Raw genomic sequence first — 17,020 nt, forward strand, 5'->3', positions numbered from 1 at the left:
GCCCACGGCAAAGAAGGCGGAAGTCCTCTGGGGCAAGGCCTTAGGGCTCGGGCCGGATTCACCCGCCCTCGAAGGGCGCGCCTCGCCTCGTTCTCGTGCCGCCGGCGGAACCGGGTGTTCGAACCGGGCCGGTCCGCAGCTCGGCGGGAGGGCGGCGCGGAGCGCGAGGCACGAGCGGTCCGTAGCCGAGCCTGATGATCATCTGCGGGTGGCCGCGGCGGTGACGCGGATCAAGGCGGTGGTGCATGTCGCGCAGATCCAGCGGCTGATTGAGGAATGAGGCGGACACACCGTGCGCGCTCGCCAGCAACAGCACCCGCTGCAGGGCCTGCCCTGCGCGCAGCCAGTCGGCGGGGCGGTCTCCCGGGGTGGTGAGCACCACGATCTGCGGGCGGCGCTCGAAACGCTCGGCGGGCCGGTTCAGATGCGTCCCGAAGTCACGGACCACGGCCGCGTCGCCGATGGCGCGCGGGCCCATGACATAGAAGGGCAGGCCGTCGGAGTGAGCCCCACTCATCGTCCACGCTCGCAGCTCGGCCTGGTAGTCGTGATCCCCGGCCAGCTCCTCCTCGGCCATCGCGACATAGTCCAGCAGGTCCGCCGAGCCCAGCTCTCCCAGCAGGACCAGGTTGGCGCCCTCTCTGGACGCCGCGATCCGCAGGTCCGCCAGCACCCATGGAGGTACCCGCCTGTCGTCGAACGGCTCGCGGTTGGTGCGCCGCTTGTCGATGTTGGCGTACAGCACCTGCTCCGCCGGAGTGGGCGGGCCGCAGTTCGACATGTGGACGACCGCCAGCAGCCGCTGCTCCTCCGATGGGTCGGGCAGCAGCCACGTGACGGGCTGGAACCCGGCGACCCGGACGGCGAGGCGCAGGTTGAACAGCGCTGCGCCGCAGCTCACGCGCATGGAGCGGCCACGCGGGTCGGCTCTTCTGAGCCGCCGGTCCGGGTCCGCGAGCAACTCGATCGTCTCTCCCGCGATCCGGAAGCGCCACGGCTGGGTGTTGTGAATCGAGGGTGCCCGACCGGCCGCGGCGAGCAGCCAGCGGACACCGAGTTCGGTGTCGGCGGGGAAAGCCATGACGCGCCTCCTTCATCGGCCCTCCGAGGTTCCCGTCACCGTCCGGCGGGTGGCAGAGCCGAAAGTCCCGCCGCGACCGGGACGTCCAGCCGGCGGGCGCGAGCCGTACGGCACTGCTCGCGAGGGCGGCGAGACGGTGTGCTTGGGGCGGAACGAACAGTGACCCGCGATGAAAGGGCCAGCCATGGCACTCACCCAAGGACGCCACCAAGGTGACGCCGCCCCCCGCACCCCCGCCCTGGACGCCGACCGCCCGCGGACGCGACGACCCGTGGTCGACTACGTCTTCGCCGTCGCCCGCATCGCGATCGGCTGGATATTCCTGTGGGCCTTCCTGGACAAGCTGTTCGGCTGGGGCTTCGCCACTCCGGCGAACCGCGCCTGGATCAACGGCGGCAGCCCCACCACCGGATTCCTCAAGGGCACCACCGACCACGCCTTCGGCGGCCTGTTCACCGCCCTGGCGGGTCAGGTCTGGGTCGACTGGCTGTTCATGCTCGGGCTGGCGGGCATCGGCACCGCCCTGATCCTGGGCGCCGGCATGAGGATCGCCGCGACCACCGGCGGGCTCCTGCTGCTGTTCATGTGGGCTGCCGAACTGCCCCTCGCCAACAACCCCTTCGTGGACGACCACATCATCTACGCCATCGTGCTGGCCGGCCTCGCCCTGGCAGGCGCCGGCAACACCCTCGGCATCGGCGCATGGTGGAGCGGCACCGCACTGGTGAAGCGCCACCCCGTCCTGAAGTAGCCCCCATGACCGCTCACGGCGTCCGCTCCTCGACTCAAGGAGCGGACGCCGACGCGTGCGGCCGGCGTACCCGGACGGCGGCAGCCGGACGGACGGATCCGTGAGCCTCGCGCACACCGGCAGGACGTCGGCGCCGAGGTGTGCGACGTCAGCGGACCGTGGTCACAGCAGTCCTCTCTTCATGAGGTTCGCCATGAGGTCGCGGACGCCGAAGTCCCAAGGCGCGCAGTCCTCGGCGTGCTGGACGCGGTTGACCAGGGTGCCGAGCGCGGGGGAACTGATCCTCACCACATCGCCGGCCTTGTGCGTGAACCCCTCGCCCGGGTGGTCGCGGTCCTGGATGGGCGCGAACATCGTGCCGAGCATGAGGACCGCGCCATCGGGATACTGATGGTGCGGGCCGATCAGTTGCCGCACCAGCTCTTCCGGATCGCGTGAGATCCGCGCCATCTCCGAGACCGCCTCAAGGCGGAAGCCGTCCTCGCCTTCGATGTCCAGCCGCACCGCGAGACCGCGTACCCGGTCCAGGTCGAACCGCTCGTCGAAGAGCCGGACGAGGGGACCGAGCGCGCACGACGCGTTGTTGTCCTTCGCCATCGGCAGCAGAAGCGCGGAGCGGCCCTCGACGTCCCGGAGGTTGACGTCGTTGGCGAGCGTCGCGCCCACGATCCGGCCGCTCGACTGGACGACGAGCGACACCTCGGGCTCCGGGTTGTTCCACGTCGAGGCGGCGAGCACCCCGACGGGCACCGCGGTTCCCATGGCGGAGAGGACCTGGCCCTTGGTGAAGATCTCGGCGTCCGGGCCGATCCCGACCTCCAGGTACTGGCTCCAGAGGCCCTCGGCGACGAGCATGGTCTTCAGCCGCGCCGCCTCCTCGGAACCCGGCGACAGGTCGTGGAGGTCGGCGCCGGCGCCGGCGAGCATCCGCCGGCGGATGTCCGCCGCGAGCGCCATGTCGCCGCCGGCCCTCTCCTCGATGACGCGTTCGATCATCGAGACGGCGAAGGTCACCCCGGCGGCCTTGAGCGCCTGGAGGTCGACCGGTGCGAGCAGCCAGGGCCGTGTACGGTCCCGGTTCGCGGCCCCGGTGTTGGCGAGCACGTCCGCGAAGCCGCCGACAGGCCGGCCGTCGAGCCCGGAGACCACGGCGGCGGGTTCCGGCAGCTCACAGATGTCGCGGACCGTCGGGAAGTCCGCGCTGATGTCGATGACCTGTCCGTCGCGGACCACGACGGGTGAGGGGCCTTCGACGAGGGGATCCCAGATCCGGCCGATCAGCACACCGTCCGCCGCGTCGTCCGGCAGCGCGTCCGCGGCCGTCCCGAACCAGGCGGCCTCGGCGGCGAGCTCGTCGGGCGATGCCTGATTCATTTGCCGTCTCCCAGATTGAAGAAGGACCGCTCGTCCGCGGGCCGGATGTCGAAGACGGCGTCCTGGAACATCCGCAAGGGGTGGGGGGTGAAGGGATGCCGCGCGATCGCCTCGAGATCGAGTTCGATGCCGAGGCCGGGCCCGGTGGGGATGAGGATGTCGCCCTCCTCCGTCAGTACGAGTCTCTCGTTGGTGATCTCCGGGCGCCATGGGACGTCGGTCGCCATGATCTCCAGGTAGCGGAAGTTGGGCAGGGCGGCCCCGAGCTGCAGCGTCGCCGCGGTGCTCAGCGGTCCGCTGGGGTTGTGCGGCGCGAAACCGACGTAGCCGGTCGCGGCGAGCGTCGAGATGAAGGCCAGCTCGGCGATGCCGCCCGCGTGCGTCACGTCGGGCTGGACGAAGTCGACCGCCTGACGGGCGAGCGCCGGTGCGAAACCCTGCCGTCCGAACCATCGCTCGCCGGCGGCGATGGGCACGGGCGAGGCCCGGCGGATGTCGACGAGAGCGTCGAGGTTGTCCGGGGGGCAGGGTTCCTCGAACCACACCGGGTCGAACTGGGCGATCTCCCGCGCGACCTTGACGGCGTGGGTGACGTCGAACCGGCCGTGGCCCTCGATGAAGAGCTCGACGTCGCGCCCGACGGCGGAGCGGACGGCGTCGATCTGCGCGAGCACGCGGTCCAGCTGCCGGGTGGTGATGGTGAGGTCGTAGTTCTCGAAGGGGTCCCACTTGAGACCGCGAAAGCCGCTGTCGACGGTCCTCCTCGCGGCGGCCGCGTAGTCCTCGGCCGTGACGGAGCCGGAGAACCAGCCGTTGGCATAGGCGCGTACCCGGTCGCGGGTGGCGCCGCCGAGCAGCCGGGAGACCGGGACGCCGAGCTCTCGTGCCGAGATGTCCCACAGCGCCATTTCGAGCGAGCTCAGCGCGGTCATGATGACCGGGCCGCCTCGCCAGTACCAGTCCCTCGCCAGCTCGTACAGGATGCCGGATATGCGGGTGGGGTCCATCCCGGTCACGGCTTCGGCCAGTTCGGCGATGGCGCCCTGGACGGCGCGTTCCTTGCCCTCCAGGGTCGCTTCGCCCAGTCCGGCGATTCCCTCGTCCGTCGAGACGCGGACGATCACCAGGTTGGTGCGGTAGAAGTCGACGACCAGGGTGTCGACTGAGGTGATCTTCATGCTCTGGCTCAGCCCTTAACTGCGCCGGCGGTCATGCCGGCCACCACGTACTTCTGCACGAACAGGTAGAAGACGACGGCGGGCGCCGTGAACATGAAGGCGACCGCCATGACCGTCTGGATCGGGGTGCCGAGTTCGCCGATGAAGTTGGCGATGCCGACCGACGCCGGCTGCATGCCGGGGGTGAAGATGAACGTCACGGCGAACACGTACTCGTTCCAGGCGTGGAAGAACGCGATGACCGCGGTGGCGGCGAGCGACGGGGCGATCAGCGGCACGTTGATGCGGGTGAGCACGGTGAGCGGTCGCGCTCCGTCGACCCGCGCGGACTCCTCCAGTTCGCGAGGCAGGCCGTCGATCGCGCCCTTGAGGATGAGGGCGACGATCGGCAGGACGAAGGCGGAGTTGACCAGGATGAGCCCGCCGAGGGAGTCGAGGAGGTCGAATCGCCGGAAGAGCGCGAACAGCGGCACGACCATGAGGGCCTCGGGGAGCATCTGCGTGAACAGCAGCACGACGGTCACCAGGGCCTTGCCCGCGAACGAGAACCGCGAGAGCGCGTAGCCGAGCGGGATCCCGAGGCCGATCGACAGGACCGTCGTGCCTGCGGCGATCACCAGGCTGTTGCGCAGCCAGGTCGTCGCCTTGCCCTCGGCCAGCGCGTCGATGAAGACCCCGAACTGCGAGAAGTCGGGGACGAGCCGGGCCTTCTCCGCGAAGAGCTCTGAATTGCCCGACAGCGCGGTGACGAACATCCAGTACAGCGGGAAGACGGCGAGCCCGAGCACGACGAGAACGGCGGTGATCCGCAGGGTCAGGCCGACGTGGGGCAGTCTCATCAGCGGGCCTCCCTCTCGGCGGCACGGGTGACGAACCGGCTGCCGGCGATGACGATGAGCGAGATGACGACTCCGACCATGCCGACGGCCGCCGCCGAGCCGAGTTGCTTGGAGTCGAAGGCCTGGCTGTAGAGGTCGATGACCAGCGTCTCGGTCGCGCCGACCGGACCGCCCTTCGTCATGAGCCAGATGAGCTCGAACCGCCGCAGCGACCAGATGGTCATGAGGACGGCGAGCAGGCCGACGGTCGGCTTGATCACCTGCCAGGTGACGGCGCGGAAGGTCCACCACCTTCCCGCACCGTCCATCGTCGCGGCCTCGGTGAGGTGCGGGGGGACGGACTGCAGCGCGGACAGCAGCACCACCGAGGTGAACGGGAACAGTTGCCAGATCGTCGTCGCGAGGACCGCCGGAAGGGCGTATCGCGGGCTGTCGAGGATGGCGCCGCCCGGGACGCCGAGGCCGACCGCGTCCAGGAACCGGTTCACGATCCCGTAGTCGGGGTTGAGCATCCAGATCGCGATGAGCGCGACCGCGATGCCGGGCGCCGCCCACGGAATGGTCACCAGTGCGCGCGCCAGCCCCCGGCCGCGGAAGCCCTTGTTGAGGAGCAGGGCGACCGCGAGCCCGGCTCCCACGGCGGCGACGACGCACACGACGACGTAGACGAGGGTGACGAGCAGGGTGTGGCGGAAGTCGGCGTCGCCGAAGATTCGGGTGAAGTTGTCCAGTCCCACCCAGGTGCTGCGTGTGGGGTTGAGCAGTGAGGTCCGGGTGAAGCTCAGGTAGATTTCCTGCGCCAGCGGGACGACCTGGAACACCAGGATGAAGAGGGCTGCGGGGGCCAGGAAGAAGTAGGGCGTCCACTTGCTTCCCAGCGGGCTGCCTCGACGCCGGGTGCCGGATCGAGGCCCTGTGATCTGCTGCTGTTCCAGCACGGTCATCGAGTTCGGTCCTTCGAAGGTAGGACGCCGCCGGCGGGAGATTCCGCCGGCGGCGTCGTCCGGTCAGCCGACCAGTTCGGACGCCTGCTGCTGGGCGCGGTCCAGGGCGGTCTTGAGGTCGGTCGTGCCCTGGAGCGCCGCGATGACGTTCTGCACGACGACCTTGCGGATGTCCGGCGTCTTCGCCTCGAACCCCTGGACGATCTGCGGCAGGCTGGTCTCGGTGAGACCGTCGAAGACGGTGAGGAACGGCGTCTTCTCAAGCTGCTCAGGGCTTCGCTCGGTGACCGTCGCCACACTGCTGGCGCCGAGGATCTCCTGCAGCTTGACCTGGTTGGCCGGCTCGAGCGCCCACTTGATGAAGGTGGCCGCCGCCTCCTTCGCCGGGCTCGCCTCGTTGATGACGATGGGGGCGAGAATCGCGCCCTGCTTGCGGACCGGGAACGGGATGGGGGCGACGTTGAAGTTCAGGTCGGCGTTCTGACCGCGGGTCGCCGTCACGTAGCCGCCGTTGTTGAGCTCCATGCCGACCTTGCCCTCGGCGAACATGCGGCGGAACGTCGCCGCGTCCGCGCCGCGCGGGATCACCTTGGCGTCGTACAGGTCCTTGTACGCCTGCAGGCCCTTGAGGTTCTCGGGCGAGTTGATCGTCAGCTTCGTGCCGTCCGACCACGCGCCGCCGAAGCCGTAGACGTAGTTGAAGATGTCCTGCCACACACCGGCTTCCTCGGCCTCCGTCTGGCGGAACGCCAGGCCGTAGGTGTCCCCCTTGGTGAGCTTCTTCGCGGTGTCGACGAACTCTTCGTAGCTCGCCGGGGGCTTCGGGATCAGGTCGGCGTTGTAGAACATCGCGTAGTTCGACGCCTCGAAGATGATCCCGTGACGCTGGCCGTCGTGGACCATGAACTGGTCCGGCTGCTTGAGCAGGTTGTACTTGCTGACGTCGATCAGGTCGTTGAGCGGCGCGATGAGGCCGGCGTCCGAGGCCGACTCGAACTCGGGCATGTCGAAGCGGATCAGGTCGGGCCCTTTTCCGCTGCCCATCTGGGTCAGGATGGTCTGGCCGAAGGTCGGGTACGGCACCGCCGCGGCGGAGACCTGCACCTTGCTCTGGCTCTTGTTGAACTCCTCGAGCCACTTCGTGAGCAGCGGCCCGCGGCCCGGATCGCCGAGGGTCGAGGCGGCGAACGTCAGCTTGGCCACGCCGCCTTCGGCCCCACCGCCGGAGCCACCGTCGGAGCCGCAGCCGGTCAAGAGGGCGACGGCCATAGATGTGACGCCGGCCGCCGCGATCATGCTGCGGCGAAAGCGATGCAGCCTCATTTTGTTACTCCATAGTAATAACTGATTACTTCCCCGAAACCATGCCGGAATTGCAACGATCGTAGCGACATGTGCAACGCTGTCAAGTGGCGGTTGCGCATCTCACGAGATACATTGCAAGGTATGCAACGCAAGGAGGATGGTAAGTGGCGCAAGCGATCCAGCGCGCGATCAACCTGATCCGCTTGACGGCGGAGAGTCCGCTGACACTCTCGGAGGCCGCGGACGTGCTCGGCGTCCACAAGTCCACGGCCCTCCGGATCCTCCAGACGCTGGAGACCGCACGGTTCGTGCGCAGGACGGGGGCGGGGACGTACGTGTTCGGCAGCGGGCTCATCGAACTGTCGGAACTCGCCCTCGGCTCGATGGACCTGCGTCAGCTCGCGTCCGCGCACCTGCGCGCGCTTCAGCGGCAGACGGGCCATACCGTGCACCTGGCACAGCTCACCGGCGACGAGATCGTCTACGTCGACAAGGTGGACAGCCCCGCGTTCGACGCGGTGAAGCTGCCGTCACGGGTCGGCCGAGCCGTCTCGATCTACGCGAGCGCCGTGGGCAAGGTGATCCTCGCCCACCTCTCCCAGGAGGAACGCGATCGCCTGCTCTCGCACGTCACCTTCGAGCGGTACACCAGCACGACCTTCGCCGACCGCGAGTCCCTCGACGCCGAACTCACCCGCGTCGCCGAGCGCGGCTGGGCCATCGACGACGGCGAGCACGACGCCTACGTCATGTGCGTCGCCGCACCGGTCAGGGATTCGCGCGGACGGGTCATCGCGGCGGTCTCGCTCACCGCGATCGAGGTGATCGCGAGCTTGGACCAGCTCAAGGAGAAGCTTCCGCTCCTGCTGGAGACCTCGGCACTGATCTCCCAGGAACTCGGCTTCACCCCCGAACCCTCCCCCGCGACCCCGGCGACCTGAGGCGCCCTGTCGTGGCGCCTCCGCCGGGAGGCGCCACGGCAGGAGCCCATCGGCTCGGGTTCCGCGCGTGGCCCCCGAGCGGTCTCCGTTCGCGCCGCGGGAAGGCCGTCAGAACACCATGGCGAGCAGGTCGGCGAACAACTCCTGTTCGTCGATCTCAAGCCCGCGGCCGGTGAACCACGTGGCCATGTTGTGGCAGTCGCGCATCAGGAAGTCCATGCCCTTCGGGTTGCCGACGATGTCGACGACCTGGGGCAGGTCGATCATCACGATCCGCTCGGCCTGCGCGAGGACGTTGTACGGCGAGAGGTCGCCGTGCGCGAGGCCCGCGCGGGCCAGTTCGCGCATGCCGTCGCGGAGCTGCTCGAAGTACACGCCGAGCAGCTCCTTCGACGGCCGGACCTGGGCGAGCCGGGGCGCGGCACCGCCCTCGCCGTCGTCGATGAACTCCATCAGCAGCTCGGTGCCGTCCACCTGCACCGGATACGGCACCGGGACGCCGGCCTTCCACAACCGGTTGAGGGCGTCCCATTCGGCGTACGCCCACTGACCGGCCGCGACGCCGCGGCCGTGCGCGGTCTTCTTCGCCATCGCCCGGCCGTCGCGGCTGTTGCGGGTACGGCGGCCTTCGACGTAGGACGCACTGCGGTGGAAGGACCGGTGTTCCTCGGTGCGGTACCGTTTCGCGGCCAGCAGCGAGGACCTCGCCGGGTTGTCGCCGATGGCTTCGACGGCCCGTTCGAGCAGGAAGACGTCGGCTTCCTTGCCGGTCTTGAGGACGCCGAGCTCGGTGTCGATCGCGGCCTGATCCGTCACAACCCAGGACGGGCGTGGTTCCGGGCCGCGAGAACCGCGCTCGACCTCCAGCCAGGTGGACCAACGCTGATCAGGGCCCAGTTCCTCGTCGACCGAATGGAACTCCAGGACGAAGGCGTCGGCCGGATCTGATCGAGGCTGGTCACCGGTGAGATCGGACCAGCGGGAGTGGAGGTCGGCGGAGGAATCAGAAATCTCGTACTCGGAAGACAACGGGTGTGCTCCTGAACAAAGGGGTGGGACTGATGCGGACATGCCGCAGCACAGTGATGGCCATCCGTCAGCCCTCCTTAGTCCAGGCAGCGCTCGCCGCCGCTCGATCACCCCAGCATGCCCGCCCCTTCCGGACCCGCGCAACGCAATTACCGAAGCCGCGACCCCGCGGCCGGACTCACTCGGCGGACGCGTTCATCCAGGCCGAGCACACAGCTCACGGGGCGCCCCGCATCAGCTTAGATGGACTTTTTGGCCCATATGCGGGTCGGCCCCGTGCGCCATCCCACCTGCTTCCAGCCATCGGAAGGGAAGAGCGGGTTCGACAGAGTAGAGCGCCAGGCCGCGCTGGAGACAGCGTCATCTCGCGGACGCGGTGACCGATCCGGCCCGGTGTCACGGGCGGGTCAGATCGACAGTCCGAGATTTTGCAGGAGGGTGTAATGGACCATATAGTCCCATATCGGGACCAAGACCCCACCCACGACACCCCATCCATTGGGCCTCCGCCAGCAAAGGAGCCGACACTGTCATGAGCGACGACGCGGACACCGACGACTACGACGGCGGCCTCACGACCGATTCGCGAAGTCCTGGCGGGAACCACTCGACACCGTGCCGAGCGGCTGGTGAAGGCATATGACCGACGTGATATCGCTGGGCGCCGGTCGCGCATGGGTTCGGCGGCTTCTGACCTGTCGAGGTGGCATGCCGCTCCTTCCATGCCGACCCACGTGCTCCGTCCGGACTCGGTGCACCCTCATCGCGGCACTGTTCGCAATGAGCGTCCTTGTGGTGCTCGGCGCGACACTGGACCTGGCGATCCGCTCCCGCGTCCAGTTCGACGCCTTGCGCCTGGCCGAGCAGGTGGCGGGCCAGTGGAGCCCGGTCGCCCGCGACGGCACGGTGCCACGACCGATACCCGCCAGCCCACCCATCGACCTCATCCAGGTCGTGGACGTCCATCACCGGGTCCTGAACTCCAGCCGGGAGGCCTCCGCGACCGTGCCGTTGAGCCGGCTCCTGCCGCCGCCCGACGCCCGTTTCCAGCCGTACCGCGCGTGCCCGCCCAACGAGCGGTGCATCCTGCTGCAGGCCATCCGCCTGACTCCGGCGCCGGACGCGGGCGTCGTCTACGCCGGCATCCTGGAGCCGGACCTGCTGGCCACCCATCAGCTCGAGTACGCCATCGCGGCCGGGATCGTCCTGGTCACCGGCATCGCGGTCTGGACCGCATGGATGCTGGTGGGGCGCGCGCTGCGTCCCGTCGAGGCGATCAGGGCCCAGATCTCCCAGATCACGGTGAGCGACCTCAGCCTGCGCGTCCCGAGACCGCGGGGCAACGACGAGATCAGCCGGCTCGCCACCACCGCCAACCAGACCCTCAGCCGGCTTGAGGGTGCGGTGGAGCGACTGCGCCAGTTCGCCACCACGACAAGTCACGAGTTACGCACCCCGATCGCCGGGCTGCGCACGCAACTGGAGGAGGCGCTGTTCTACCCGGACGACGTCGACGCCCATGACGCGCTCCAGAGCGCGTTGACCACCGCCAACCGGCTGGAGGCGATCGTCAACGACCTGCTGCTGCTCGCCCGTCTCCAGGCCGCCGATCCGCTGCCCCTGGAGAAGATCGATCTCGGCGAACTCGTCGCCGCCGAGGTGAGCGCGCAGTCGTCGTCCGTGCCGATCAACGTCCACGCACCCGCCGGGCTGGAGATCCGCGGCTCGCGCATGCAGTTGATCCGCGTGCTGGACAACCTCCTGGCCAACGCTCTGCGGCACGCCGAGTCCGCTGTGGAGGTCAGCGTCGAGCCGTCCGGCGACGGGGTCGCGGTCACGGTGACCGACGACGGGCCCGGTATCCCGCCGGCGCAGCGCGAACGCGTCTTCGAACGGTTCGTCCGCCTCGACGACGGCCGCCGCCGCGACCCCGGCGGGAGCGGGCTCGGCCTGGCCATCTCACGTGACATCGCGCACAACCACCACGGCACCCTCACAGTCGAGGACTCGCCACGTGGGGCCAGGTTCGTGCTGTGGCTGCCTCGTCAACGCAGGTCCCGCCAGGCACATCGGGAGGCGGGCGCCTGACCCGCGCCAAAGCCGCAATTCCAGATAAGCGCATTAGCCGGACGGCGCGTACGGCGGGAAGAGCCGCTCGACGGCCGCGCTCATTCCAGGGCCTCCTTGGGCAGACCGTTTTCGAGGGACTCGATGACCCAGTCGGCCTTGGCCTCGGCGAGTTGGGCGGAATTGAACTTGTGGCTGGCCACCCCGACGCAGGCGACCCCGGCCGCGTGCGCGCCCGCCACGTCGTGGGGGGTGTCGCCGATGACCAGGCAGCAGTCCAGGTCCAGGTCCTCGCCGTAGACCAGGGAGGCCCGGCGCAACGCGATGCGGGTCACCTCGGCGCGGTCGTTGGAGTCTGAGCCGTAGCCACCGAAGGAGAAGAACCGGTTCAGGTTGGCGCGGTGCAGCTTGATGTGCGCGGCGGTCTCCAGGTTGCCGGTGATCAGGCCGACCAGGTAGCCCTTGTCGACCAGCCCGGTCAGCAAGTCCTCGACGCCGGGCAACACCTGGTAGTTTTCGGACTCCTCCACGGTTCGGCGCAGGTAGTGCAGGCGGCGTTCCAGGAGTTTGGCGAACTCGTGCCGTTCGGGCTTGCGGCCCAGTACCGCTTCGAAGGTCTTACGGCCCACGTCGGGGTCGGTCATGCCGGTGTCGGTGAACCTGCCGATGTCGGCGGGGATGCCGTACAGCTTGTCGAAGGCCAGGAGCCACGACCGGGCACCGGCCCCGCCGGTGGTGATCAGGGTGCCGTCGATGTCGAACAGCAGGGCCAGGCGACGGTGATCGAAGGTGTTCATCTGGCCGGCCGTTCCGCGTGCCCACCGAAGTCGCCGTGCTCGATCCCGCTGCGCACCATGGCGAGCTGGTTCGCCTGATCGGCCATGAGTAGTTCACGCTCCTCCGACTGCGGCCATTCCCGCGCGGGAGCCCACCGCTCGCATGTTCTCGACCGGCCGGCGCCGCCGGCCGGATGCCTCGGCGTACACCGTCACTGGTCTCATACCCACTTTAGCCGCGTGCACCAGAGACACCATTGCGGCCACCGCCCCGGGCTGAACCTGAGGTTGGGCACGAAGGCGAACTGTCTCGTGCCCGCTTGAAGAGCCGGCCCCGAAGCACCGCGTAGCGGCAATAGGCGGTGACCTCGACACCGATGGTGAAGTATGACCTCATACTGAGCCTTGGTTGATGTTTCGAGTCCTACACTGGGCGATATAACCGACTTTAGGCGAGGATTTCATGGAAATGCGCCGCCTCGGCGAAATAGTGCATACCGTGGGTATTTCAACTATTCGATATGGACTTGCGATAAACCTTCTGGAGATCGGGCGAATAAAATTCGAAGACTACGAGGTAGAAAATATTCGTCCCCTCGTGACCTCAAGCCCTCCGCTCTCGTGGCTCATCGCCAGACTGGGGGAGAAGAAGGTCGCCAGGTTGATCGGCGTCACTGAGATCGTTCTGGGCTCGTTGATCGGAGCGAAACCGATCGCGCCGAGAGCGTCAGCCCTCGGCAGCCTCGCCACCGTCGGCATGTTCGCCACCACCCTCAGCTTTCTGGCTACGACGCCCGGGGCGTGGCAAGAGACACGCGGGGAACCGAAGCTGTCCCTCGTCGGGCAGTTCCTGGTGAAGGACGTCGTGCTCCTCGGAGCCTCCTTGCTGACGGCCGCGGACGCTCTGCACGCCGCCGAGCGCCGGTAGCTCAGGGCCCAGAGGCCCTCGACCGGGTTCGGCTCTGGAGCGACACCGCGCAAGCGGCCGTCCGTTGGGAATAGAACCGGCCCGTGGAACGTCTGTACCTGCACGTCGGCTGCGAATACCGCACCCTGTTCACGAGTGACGCCGGCGACAAGTAAGGAGACGACGTGACCACCGAAAAGGCGATCCTCGCGGGCGGCTGCTTCTGGGGCATGGAGGAATTGTTCCGCCACCAGCCCGGCGTCGTGTCCACGCGCGTCGGCTACAGCGGCGGCGACGTCCCGAACGCCACCTACCGCGACCACGGCGGCCACGCCGAGTCCATCGAGGTCGTCTACGACCCCGAGGAGACCGACTTCCGCGCGCTGCTCGAGTTCTTCTTCCAGGTGCACGACCCCTCGACGAAGAACCGCCAGGGCAACGACATCGGCACCAGCTACCGCTCGGCGATCTTCTACACCAGCGACGAGCAGAAGCGGGTCGCCGAGGACACCATCGCCGACGTCGACGCCTCGGGCCTGTGGCCCGGCAAGGTCGTCACCGAGGTCACCCCGGCGGGCGACTTCTGGGAGGCCGAGCCCGAGCACCAGGACTACCTGCAGAATTATCCCAACGGCTACACCTGCCACTTCCCCCGTCCCGGGTGGAAGCTCCCGAAGCGGGCGACGGCCTGATATGTCCGGCGCGCGAACCCCGAGTCCGCGCGCCGGCCCGTATCGGGGAAAACGTGAGCGAGGTGAGCCCATGCGTGACTACCCCGAGGCGATCGCCGCGATCGGCCACGTCGAGCCCGTCCCGCGGCGGGTCCGCGCCGTGACCGGCGGGGCGACGGTGCTCGACACGACCCGCGCGAAGTACGTGTGGGAATGGCCGTACTACCCGCAGTTCTACATCCCGGCCGAGGACGTGACGCCGGGCGTGCTCGTCGACGAGGGCCACCCGGAGCGGCTCAAGCGCGGCACCGCGCGCCGCCAGTCCCTCAAGGTCGGGGACGAGGTGCGGCCCGCCGCCGCCCGCCTCTACGGCGAGGACGCCGTCGCGGGACTCGCCGATCACGTCCGGTTCGAGTGGGACGCCCTCGACGCGTGGTTCGAGGAGGACGAGCGGATCTTCGTCCACCCGCGCAACCCGTACACGCGCGTCGACGCCCTGCGCTCGACCCGGCACGTGCGCGTCGCCCTCGAAGGCCACACGCTCGCCGAGTCGTCGTCGCCGGTGCTGCTGTTCGAAACCGGCCTGCCGACGCGCTACTACTTCAACCGCACCGACGTCGACTTCATGAGGCTGGTGCCCACGAGCACGGTCACCGGGTGCCCGTACAAGGGCCGCACGAGCGGCTACTGGTCGGTGCGCGTGAACGACACCCTGCACCAGGACCTGGCCTGGACCTACGACTTCCCGACCGCGGCGCTCGACCCGATCAAGGGCCTGGTCTGCTTCTACAACGAGAAGGTCGACCTCTTCGTCGACGGCACCGAGATCCCGCGGCCGGACACGCACTTCTCCTGATGTGTCGCCTGAGGAACGTGATCTTCACGTCGGGCGGGCGGAGCACTCCGTTTTCATGCCTTTACCGCGACTTTCCGGCCCATGCGTAACATCGTCGTCCTCGCCGGGTAGGCAGTGCTGATGAGCACCACACCCATCGCCGACCTCGCGTTGGTGTCCGATCGCCATTCCGCCGGCCTGATCAGCAGGGATGGATCGGCCGAGTGGCTGTGCTTCCCCCGGTTCGACGGGCCGTCCGTCTTCGCCCGCCTGCTGGACGACGAGGCCGGGCACTGGGCGATCCGCCCGGCCGTCCCGTATGAGACGACGCGCCGCTACCTACCGGGGACGATGGTGCTGGAGACCACCTTCCGCACCGGAAGGGGCACGGTCGTCCTCACCGACGCCCTGCTCACCGGCCCGGACGACGGCGGCCACCGGCTCGGCGCCGGGGTGCCGCACCTGCTCGCCCGACGGGTGTCCGGCATCGGCGGCGAGGTGCCGATGGAGATCGAGTACCGGCCCCGGCCGGAGTACGGCCTGATCTATCCCATCCTGTCCGTCGTCGACGGCGGTGTGACCGCCCGTGGCGGCGCCGAGTGGCTCGTGTTGACCACGCCGGTCCCCCTCGGCATCGGCGACTGCACCGGATACGGCGTGTTCACGGTGCGAGAGGGCGAGACACTGCACTTCGGGATGCACCGCTCGACGCTGCAGGAGACTCCCGCGCGGGTGTGGGGCCAGGCGGAACTCGCGGCCCGGCTGGACGACACGATCATCGCCTGGCAGTCGTGGTCCAGCCTCCACCAGGGCTACGACGGTCCGTGGCGCGACCTGGTGCACCACAGCGGGCGGGTGCTGCAGGCGCTGTCCTTCCAGCCCAGCGGCGCGATCGTCGCGGCCGCCACGACATCGCTGCCCGAATGGCCCGGCGGCGAACGCAACTGGGACTACCGCTACACCTGGGTACGGGACGCGTCACTGACCATGGGCGCCCTGTGGGTCGCGGCCTGCCCCGACGAGGCGAGCGACTTCTTCGCCTTCCTCACCACCGCCGCCCCGTCCCTGGGCAAGGACCGCGCGCTGCAGATCATGTTCAGCGTCCGCGGCGAGCACGACCTGAGCGAGCGCACCCTTCCGCACCTGCGCGGCTGGCGCGGCAGCCGACCGGTACGCGTCGGAAACGGCGCGTGGAGCCAGCGGCAGATCGACGTGTACGGCGAGCTGCTCGATGCGGCCATGCGCCTCGAACGGCAGATCGGCGACATCGACGACGACGTCCGGCGCTTCCTCCTCGTCTGTGCCGACACCGCTGCCGAGCGCTGGGTGGAGAAGGACCACGGCATCTGGGAGATACGCGGGGAGCCGCGGCACTTCCTGTACTCCAAGCTCATGTGCTGGGTGGCGCTGGACCGCGGCATCGCCCTCGCCGGCCTCCTACGGGCGCAGGAGCGTGTCGAGTCCTGGCGGCGGACCCGCGCCGAGATCCGCGAAACCCTGCTGCGCGAGGGCTGGAACGACCGGGTGGGAGCGTTCACGCAGGCCCTCGGCTCGAACGAACTGGACGCCAGCGCCCTCATGGTGCCGATCGTCGGCTTCCTTCCCGCGAGTGACCCGCGGGTGCTTTCCACGATCGACGCCGTCGCCGACCGGCTCACCGACGACCAGGGCCTGGTCTACCGCTACCGCACCATGGACGGCATCGACGGCCTCGCCGGCGAGGAGGGCACCTTCCTGCTGTGCTCGTTCTGGCTGGCGCAGGCGCTCGCCATGTCCGGGCAGGTGGGCCGGGCCAGGGAGGCATTCGAGCTAGCCGCCGCGTACGCCAACGATGTGGGCCTGTTGTCGGAGGAGGTCGACCCCGCGAGCGGCGCGTTGCTCGGCAACTTCCCGCAGGCGTTCAGCCACATCGGGCTCATCAACGCCGCCTGGGCCATTGACGAGGCCGAACGGACCGCGCGGGCCGGCCGCGGGAACGGCGATGATCGGATGGCGTGAGGTCACCGCCGAGTTCGCCGGCACGGCGCCATGCCGCTGCTCGTCGTCAACGCGAGACTATATCGTCCAATAGGGTGCCGGTCCCAGGCACCCCACCAGACGAGGGCGTATCACCACGACTGTCAGACATACCGCTGGTATGCTAACCCGCCGATGCCTGCGGAGGCCCTCGATCGATGCCACGCCAATATTATCTGGACACTATAGTCCAGTTGGTTGACGCCGACCTGCGGGCGACCCCGTCCTCGCCGCGGTGAACCTCATCACCGGGTCCCTCGCTGACGATGCCGTCGCCATGGGTGGGCGCCACATCCGGCCGAGTGG

Annotated in this window: 15 protein-coding genes; 7 read left to right on the forward strand and 8 right to left on the reverse strand. The window is 68.8% G+C overall.

From position 1 onward, the window contains the following. Positions 1-58: 58 nt before the first annotated feature. A complete protein-coding gene (locus tag ACZ6QO_RS06055) occupies positions 59-1,081 on the reverse strand; it encodes an Acg family FMN-binding oxidoreductase (RefSeq protein WP_465848128.1) in 1,023 nt (340 codons plus the stop codon). A gap of 184 nt (positions 1,082-1,265) precedes the next feature. On the opposite strand from ACZ6QO_RS06055, the gene ACZ6QO_RS06060 reads away from it, so the two are divergent. Continuing rightward, complete coding sequence (locus ACZ6QO_RS06060; RefSeq protein ID WP_465848129.1) at positions 1,266-1,832, forward strand: hypothetical protein; 567 nt, start codon at positions 1,266-1,268, stop codon at positions 1,830-1,832. Positions 1,833-1,994: 162 nt separating this feature from the next. Here ACZ6QO_RS06060 and ACZ6QO_RS06065 read toward each other — a convergent pair whose 3' ends face one another. The 5 genes from ACZ6QO_RS06065 to ACZ6QO_RS06085 form a co-directional block, all read right to left on the reverse strand. Then, complete coding sequence (locus ACZ6QO_RS06065; protein ID WP_465848130.1) at positions 1,995-3,206, reverse strand: fumarylacetoacetate hydrolase family protein; 1,212 nt, start codon at positions 3,204-3,206, stop codon at positions 1,995-1,997. Continuing rightward, positions 3,203-4,384: a mandelate racemase/muconate lactonizing enzyme family protein gene (locus tag ACZ6QO_RS06070; RefSeq protein WP_465848132.1), complete on the reverse strand. Its 1,182-nt coding sequence runs from the start codon at positions 4,382-4,384 to the stop codon at positions 3,203-3,205. The genes ACZ6QO_RS06065 and ACZ6QO_RS06070 overlap by 4 nt, the downstream gene beginning before the upstream one ends. Before the next feature lie 8 nt (positions 4,385-4,392). Then, positions 4,393-5,223, reverse strand: coding sequence for a carbohydrate ABC transporter permease (locus tag ACZ6QO_RS06075; protein ID WP_465848134.1), 831 nt, complete (start codon positions 5,221-5,223; stop codon positions 4,393-4,395). Continuing rightward, positions 5,223-6,167 carry a carbohydrate ABC transporter permease gene (locus ACZ6QO_RS06080; RefSeq protein ID WP_465848136.1) on the reverse strand — a complete coding sequence of 315 codons (945 nt, stop codon included), beginning with the start codon at positions 6,165-6,167 and terminating at the stop codon, positions 5,223-5,225. The genes ACZ6QO_RS06075 and ACZ6QO_RS06080 overlap by 1 nt, the downstream gene beginning before the upstream one ends. A 63-nt stretch (positions 6,168-6,230) precedes the next feature. Next, the gene (locus ACZ6QO_RS06085; RefSeq protein WP_465848138.1) at positions 6,231-7,490 is read right to left on the reverse strand and encodes an ABC transporter substrate-binding protein; all 1,260 of its coding nucleotides are present in this window, start codon (positions 7,488-7,490) and stop codon (positions 6,231-6,233) included. Positions 7,491-7,636: 146 nt separating this feature from the next. Here ACZ6QO_RS06085 and ACZ6QO_RS06090 point away from each other — a divergent pair, with 146 nt between their 5' ends. Then, positions 7,637-8,413 (forward strand): IclR family transcriptional regulator, encoded by a 777-nt coding sequence (locus ACZ6QO_RS06090; protein ID WP_465848140.1) that lies wholly within the window; start codon positions 7,637-7,639, stop codon positions 8,411-8,413. 108 nt (positions 8,414-8,521) lie between these two features. Here the strand turns inward: ACZ6QO_RS06090 and ACZ6QO_RS06095 are convergent, their stop codons facing one another. Next, positions 8,522-9,442: a serine protein kinase RIO gene (locus ACZ6QO_RS06095; protein WP_465848142.1), complete on the reverse strand. Its 921-nt coding sequence runs from the start codon at positions 9,440-9,442 to the stop codon at positions 8,522-8,524. 780 nt (positions 9,443-10,222) lie between these two features. Between ACZ6QO_RS06095 and ACZ6QO_RS06100 the strand changes: the two genes are divergently transcribed. Then, complete coding sequence (locus ACZ6QO_RS06100; RefSeq protein ID WP_465848144.1) at positions 10,223-11,530, forward strand: sensor histidine kinase; 1,308 nt, start codon at positions 10,223-10,225, stop codon at positions 11,528-11,530. A gap of 80 nt (positions 11,531-11,610) precedes the next feature. Here the strand turns inward: ACZ6QO_RS06100 and ACZ6QO_RS06105 are convergent, their stop codons facing one another. Further along, a complete protein-coding gene (locus ACZ6QO_RS06105) occupies positions 11,611-12,306 on the reverse strand; it encodes an HAD family hydrolase (protein WP_465848146.1) in 696 nt (231 codons plus the stop codon). A 442-nt stretch (positions 12,307-12,748) separates the two neighbouring features. Here ACZ6QO_RS06105 and ACZ6QO_RS06110 point away from each other — a divergent pair, with 442 nt between their 5' ends. From ACZ6QO_RS06110 to ACZ6QO_RS06125, 4 genes are all read left to right on the forward strand, one after another. Beyond that, positions 12,749-13,213, forward strand: a complete 465-nt coding sequence (locus tag ACZ6QO_RS06110) for a YkgB family protein (protein ID WP_465848147.1) — start codon at positions 12,749-12,751, stop codon at positions 13,211-13,213. Between the two features lie 164 nt (positions 13,214-13,377). After that, positions 13,378-13,884, forward strand: a complete 507-nt coding sequence (gene msrA / locus ACZ6QO_RS06115; protein ID WP_465848149.1) for a peptide-methionine (S)-S-oxide reductase MsrA — start codon at positions 13,378-13,380, stop codon at positions 13,882-13,884. Positions 13,885-13,954: 70 nt separating this feature from the next. Further along, the gene (locus ACZ6QO_RS06120) at positions 13,955-14,719 is read left to right on the forward strand and encodes a DUF427 domain-containing protein (RefSeq protein WP_465848151.1); all 765 of its coding nucleotides are present in this window, start codon (positions 13,955-13,957) and stop codon (positions 14,717-14,719) included. 120 nt (positions 14,720-14,839) lie between these two features. Beyond that, a complete protein-coding gene (locus tag ACZ6QO_RS06125; RefSeq protein WP_465848153.1) occupies positions 14,840-16,696 on the forward strand; it encodes a glycoside hydrolase family 15 protein in 1,857 nt (618 codons plus the stop codon). Positions 16,697-17,020: the final 324 nt, after the last annotated feature.

Source organism: Sphaerisporangium sp. NPDC049457, from assembly GCF_055586705.1.

What these genes read in the sequence shown, in the direction of transcription:
- ACZ6QO_RS06055 (WP_465848128.1), bottom strand. Translation starts at nt 1,081, where the DNA reads ATGGCTTTCCCCGCCGACACCGAACTCGGTGTCCGCTGGCTGCTCGCC.
- ACZ6QO_RS06060 (WP_465848129.1), top strand. Translation starts at nt 1,266, where the DNA reads ATGGCACTCACCCAAGGACGCCACCAAGGTGACGCCGCCCCCCGCACC.
- ACZ6QO_RS06065 (WP_465848130.1), bottom strand. Translation starts at nt 3,206, where the DNA reads ATGAATCAGGCATCGCCCGACGAGCTCGCCGCCGAGGCCGCCTGGTTC.
- ACZ6QO_RS06070 (WP_465848132.1), bottom strand. Translation starts at nt 4,384, where the DNA reads ATGAAGATCACCTCAGTCGACACCCTGGTCGTCGACTTCTACCGCACC.
- ACZ6QO_RS06075 (WP_465848134.1), bottom strand. Translation starts at nt 5,223, where the DNA reads ATGAGACTGCCCCACGTCGGCCTGACCCTGCGGATCACCGCCGTTCTC.
- ACZ6QO_RS06080 (WP_465848136.1), bottom strand. Translation starts at nt 6,167, where the DNA reads ATGACCGTGCTGGAACAGCAGCAGATCACAGGGCCTCGATCCGGCACC.
- ACZ6QO_RS06085 (WP_465848138.1), bottom strand. Translation starts at nt 7,490, where the DNA reads ATGAGGCTGCATCGCTTTCGCCGCAGCATGATCGCGGCGGCCGGCGTC.
- ACZ6QO_RS06100 (WP_465848144.1), top strand. Translation starts at nt 10,223, where the DNA reads ATGAGCGTCCTTGTGGTGCTCGGCGCGACACTGGACCTGGCGATCCGC.
- ACZ6QO_RS06105 (WP_465848146.1), bottom strand. Translation starts at nt 12,306, where the DNA reads ATGAACACCTTCGATCACCGTCGCCTGGCCCTGCTGTTCGACATCGAC.
- ACZ6QO_RS06110 (WP_465848147.1), top strand. Translation starts at nt 12,749, where the DNA reads ATGGAAATGCGCCGCCTCGGCGAAATAGTGCATACCGTGGGTATTTCA.
- ACZ6QO_RS06120 (WP_465848151.1), top strand. Translation starts at nt 13,955, where the DNA reads ATGCGTGACTACCCCGAGGCGATCGCCGCGATCGGCCACGTCGAGCCC.
- ACZ6QO_RS06125 (WP_465848153.1), top strand. Translation starts at nt 14,840, where the DNA reads ATGAGCACCACACCCATCGCCGACCTCGCGTTGGTGTCCGATCGCCAT.